The organism is Dietzia sp. B19 (genome assembly GCF_014145155.1).
GTDB lineage: Bacteria > Actinomycetota > Actinomycetes > Mycobacteriales > Mycobacteriaceae > Dietzia > Dietzia natronolimnaea.
In genome coordinates, this window is sequence record NZ_JAALED010000010.1 from 1 (window position 1) to 4,857 (window position 4,857).

5 protein-coding genes are annotated in these 4,857 nt (G+C 70.2%); all 5 read right to left on the reverse strand.

Annotated elements, in window-relative coordinates:
* Positions 1-654: insulinase family protein (locus tag G6020_RS00510; protein WP_182609302.1), on the reverse strand; the 654-nt coding region annotated here is incomplete at its 3' end.
* Positions 655-752: 98 nt separating this feature from the next.
* Positions 753-3,020, reverse strand: coding sequence for a polyribonucleotide nucleotidyltransferase (locus G6020_RS00515; protein WP_182609303.1), 2,268 nt, complete (start codon positions 3,018-3,020; stop codon positions 753-755).
* 336 nt (positions 3,021-3,356) lie between these two features.
* On the reverse strand, positions 3,357-3,626 hold the full coding sequence (gene rpsO, locus G6020_RS00520) for a 30S ribosomal protein S15 (protein ID WP_107747462.1): 270 nt from the start codon (positions 3,624-3,626) through the stop codon (positions 3,357-3,359).
* 113 nt (positions 3,627-3,739) lie between these two features.
* Positions 3,740-4,717: a bifunctional riboflavin kinase/FAD synthetase gene (locus G6020_RS00525; protein WP_182609304.1), complete on the reverse strand. Its 978-nt coding sequence runs from the start codon at positions 4,715-4,717 to the stop codon at positions 3,740-3,742.
* Positions 4,718-4,740: 23 nt separating this feature from the next.
* Positions 4,741-4,842, reverse strand: a complete 102-nt coding sequence (locus G6020_RS00530) for a hypothetical protein (RefSeq protein ID WP_347238273.1) — start codon at positions 4,840-4,842, stop codon at positions 4,741-4,743.
* Positions 4,843-4,857 lie beyond the last annotated feature (15 nt).

The following is a 4,857-nucleotide window of genomic DNA, read 5'->3' on the forward strand; positions in this document are numbered from 1 at the left end:
CGCCGGGCCCTCGGCGACCACGGCGGCCAGCGGGCCGTCGGCGATGCGTCTGACCAGCTCCTCGTGGTCGATGCGCCCGGCCGCGGCCACCACGACGTCACCCGCACGGAGGACCCTGCGGTGGAACGATCGCAGCGTCTGCGCGTCCAGGGCCACCACCGACTCCTCGGTCCCGATGATCGGGCGAGCCAGCGGGTCATCACCCAACACGGCTCCGGTGGCGAGTTCGCAGGCGAGGTCCTCCGGGTCGTCGGCCCGGCCCGCGAGCTCGTCGAGCACCACGTCCCGCTCGATCTCCACGTCCTCCGGGTCACACGACCCGCGTGCCACCACGTCCACCAGTACGTCCACGGCCGTCGCCAGGCCCTCCGCCGGGACGTGGACGTGGTAGCAGGTGTGCTCCCGGCCCGTGTAGGCGTTGAGGTCACCCCCGAGGAGATCGATGCGCTCGGACAGTTCGAGTCCCGAGGCCGTGGCGGTCCGCTTGAACAGGACGTGCTCGAGGAAGTGCGCGGCACCGTGTTCCTCGGGGGCCTCGTCGGCGGAACCCGCCGCGATCCACACCCCGACCGCCGCGGTGTGGCACCACGGCAGGTTCTCGGTGACCACCCGGAGCCCGGGGATCGATCTGTCCACCCTGATCGTCGGATCCACGGCGACCCTCCCTTCCAGCGATACGAGGCACGCACCCCGCGCTCCGGGGTGCGTGCCTCGTGAGGTGCCGGGGTGCGCGTTCCCGCCCCGGCGGTGTATCAGTTGTCGTCGCCCTCGGCGTCGGCAGGCGATGCCGCCGCGGCGGACTCGTCGCCGACGGGCACGAGGCTGATCTTGCCGCGGTTGTCGATGTCCGCGATCTCGACCTGCATCTTGTCGCCCACGTTCACGACGTCCTCGACCTTGCCGACCCGCTTGCCCTGGCCCAGCTTGGAGATGTGCACCAGGCCGTCGCGGCCGGGCAGCAGCGAGAGGAAGGCGCCGAACGGGGCGGTCTTGACGACCGTGCCGAGGAACCGCTCGCCGACCTTGGGCAGCTGCGGGTTGGCGATGGCGTTGATCTTGTCGATCGCGGCCTGCGCGGACTCGCCGTCCGTGGCCCCGATGTACACGGTGCCGTCGTCCTCGATCGAGACGGACGCGCCGGTCTCCTCGGTGATCGAGTTGATCATCTTGCCCTTGGGCCCGATGACCTCACCGATCTTGTCGACCGGGACCTTGATCGCGATGATGCGGGGCGCGAACGGGCTGAGCTCGTCCGGCTCGTCGATCGCCTCGGCCATCACGTCGAGGATGGTCAGCCGGGCCTCGCGGGCCTGGGTGAGCGCGCCGGCCAGGACCTCGGACGGGATGCCGTCGAGCTTGGTGTCGAGCTGCAGCGCGGTGACGAACATGCCCGTGCCGGCGACCTTGAAGTCCATGTCGCCGAACGCGTCCTCGGCACCGAGGATGTCGGTGAGGGCCACGTAGCGGGTCTCACCGTCGACCTCGTCGGAGACCAGGCCCATCGCGATACCCGCGACGGGGGCCTTGAGCGGCACACCGGCGTTGAGCAGCGACAGGGTGGAGGCGCAGACGGACCCCATCGAGGTGGAGCCGTTGGAGCTGAGCGCCTCGGAGACCTGCCGGATCGCGTACGGGAACTCCTCGACGCTCGGCAGGACCGGCATGAGCGCACGCTCGGCGAGCGCCCCGTGGCCGATCTCACGACGCTTGGGCGACCCCACGCGACCGGTCTCGCCGGTGGAGTACGGCGGGAAGTTGTAGTGGTGCATGTAGCGCTTGCTGGTCTCCGGACCGAGCGAGTCGATCTGCTGGGCCATCTTGACCATGTCGAGCGTGGTGACCCCGAGGATCTGGGTCTCACCCCGCTCGAACAGGGCGGAACCGTGGGCCCGTGGGATGACCTCGACCTCGGCGGACAACGCGCGGATGTCCCTGATGCCGCGGCCGTCGATGCGGAAGTGGTCCGTGAGAATCCGCTTCCGGACGATCTTCTTGGTGAGCGACTTGAACGCGGCACCGAGCTCCCCGACCCGACCGGAGAACCGCTCCGAGAGCGAGTCGAGCACCTCGGCCTTGAGCTGGTCGGTCGCCCCGTCGCGCTCCTGCTTGTCCGCGATCGACATGATCTCACCGAGCTTGGCCTCGGCCACCTCGGAGACCGCGGTGAACGCGTCCTCCTGGTAGGGCGGGAAGAGCGGGAACTCCCGGGCCTCGGACGGGGCCGCGGTGGCCAGTGCCTGCTGCGCGGCGCACAGCTCGGAGATGAACGGCTTGGCCGCCTCGAGACCCTGCGCCACGACGTCCTCGGTGGGAGCCTGCGCGCCACCCGCGATCTTCTCGATGACGGTGTCGGTGGCCTCGGCCTCGACCATCATGATGGCGACGTCGGCGGTATCACCGGAGCCCACGACGCGACCGGCCACGACCATGTCGAAGACCGCCTCGGAGAGCTGCTCGACGGTGGGGAAGGCGACCCACTGCCCCTCGGGGCGGGCGGCGGTGGGGATGAGCGCGATCCGCACGCCTCCGACCGGACCCGAGAACGGGAGGCCGGACAGCTGCGTGGAGGCGGACGCGGCGTTGATCGCCACGACGTCGTAGAGGTCCTTGGGGTCCAGGCTCATGATGGTCACCACGACCTGGACCTCGTTGCGGACCCCGTCCGCGAAGGTGGGGCGCAGCGGACGGTCGATGAGGCGACACGTGAGGATGGCGTCGGTACTCGGCCGACCCTCGCGGCGGAAGAACGAGCCCGGGATGCGACCCGCGGCGTACATCCGCTCCTCGACGTCCACCGTCAGGGGGAAGAAGTCGAAGTGCTCCTTGGGGTGCTTGCCCGCCGTGGTGGCGGACAGCATCATGGTGTCGTCGTCGAGGTACGCGACGACGGCCCCGGCGGCCTGCTTGGCAAGGCGTCCGGTCTCGAATCGCACCTCGCGGCGACCGAAGTCGCCGTTGTCGATGGTCGCGACGGTCTCGAAGACACCGTCTTCGACCTCGACGGCCGTGATCTCTGGCATGTGTAGTCCTGTCCTGTCGGTGACTGGGGGCCTCACGGCGGAGACGTCTCCGCCGGGCCCGCCGGGTCACACGTCAGGGAATCCCGGTTCGACTTCGGTCTTCGATCGAAGCGGCCGGAACCGGCGCCCCGTCCCGGGGCACCCGCGGTTCCGGCAGCCACTACCGAGGACCGTCAATCGGACCTGTCGACACCCGGTACGTGCGCACCGGCCGTGATCAGGCTACCAGGGACAACACCCCGGGTCACCGGGGGACGCGCGGACACCGCCCCCGTACAGCACTGTTCCCCGCCCTCTTCGAGGACGGGGAACAGCGGGCGTGCGGGCGGGGTCCGCTCAGCGACGCAGGCCGAGGCGCTCGATCAGCGAGCGGTAGCGCGCGATGTCGACCTTGGCGATGTACTTGAGGAGACGACGACGACGGCCGACCATCAGGAGCAGACCGCGACGGGAGTGGTGGTCGTGCTGGTGGCTCTTGAGGTGCTCGGTCAGCTGGCTGATCCGCTTGGTGAGCAGCGCGACCTGGGCCTCGGGCGAACCGGTGTCGGTCTCGTGGATCCCGTACTCGGCCAGTACGGCCTTCTTCTCTTCGGTGGTCATCGCCATGGGTGTCTCCTGGTTGTTCCAGTCCGCGAAAATGAATGACCCCGCCGCCGCGGACCGCAGGAGGGCCGACAGGAGACGTTACCAGTGGAGGGCACCGGCGCCCCAATCGATGATCAGCGGCGGTCAGCGCCGGCGTCGAGAACGGCCCTGGTCCTGGCGACGTCCCGGTCCATGGCCACGAGGAGCTCGTCGACCGAGGAGAACTTCTCCATGTCACGGACGTGGTCGACGAAGTCGACGGCCGCCACCCGCCCGTAGAGGTCCGCCGACTCGTCCAGGACGAACGCCTCGACGCTGCGCGCCGCGTCCCCGAACGTCGGATTGGTCCCCACGGAGATCGCGGCCGGGTAGCGCCGACCGGGCTGGATCGACCCGTCTACCTCGTGATCGTCGAGGAGGGCGAACCACCCCGCGTAGACGCCGTCGACGGGCACTGCCGTGTACTCCGGCAGATCCAGGTTGGCCGTCGGGTACCCGAGGTCGCGTCCACCACGCCCGGCTCCGTGCACGACGATCCCGGACACGCGATGGGGACGGCCGAGGATCGCGGCCGCGCCGGCGACGTCGGACTCCGCGAGCAGACGCCGGATCCGGGAGGAGGACACCGGCTCCCCCCCGGATTCCAGCAGATCCATCACCCGGACGTCGATGCCCCGCTCGGCGCCCAGCTCGCGCAGCGTCTCCGGGGTACCCGCCGCGCGTCGGCCGAACGAGAAGTTGCTGCCCACGGTGACGGAGCGGCTCCGCAACCCCCGCACCAGCACGCGGTCGATGAACTCGTCGGGTTCCCACGAGGCCATGTCGGTGTCGAAGGGCAGGGCGAAGACGGCATGGACCCCGAGGTCGCCGGCCAGTTCGGCGCGTCGCTCCAGGGGGGTGAGCACGAGCGGATGCGTACCGGGTCTGATCACCTCGACGGGGTGCGGGTCGAACGTCACCAGCACCGGGCTCGCCCCCGACTCGCGTCCGGTACCCACCGCGTGCTCCACCAGACCCCGGTGACCTCGATGGAGTCCGTCGAACACCCCGAGTGCGACGGAGGTCCCGCCGTCGGGGATCACGATCTCGTCGAACGTCCGCCACAGCTGCACGGCGACCACCTTACGCCCGGGTCTCACAGGCCCGCCGGGCGCATGACCACGACCGGAGCCGCGCGCTGCCCGGACTCGGAGACCAGGGCGGCGACCCGTCCGTCCGGTCCCACGGCGGCGACCACCCCGGCGTCGCCGCG

Bases quoted from the DNA above. Each gene is read 5' to 3' on its own strand.
- G6020_RS00515 (WP_182609303.1), bottom strand. From the start codon at position 3,020: ATGCCAGAGATCACGGCCGTCGAGGTCGAAGACGGTGTCTTCGAGACC.
- rpsO (WP_107747462.1), bottom strand. From the start codon at position 3,626: ATGGCGATGACCACCGAAGAGAAGAAGGCCGTACTGGCCGAGTACGGG.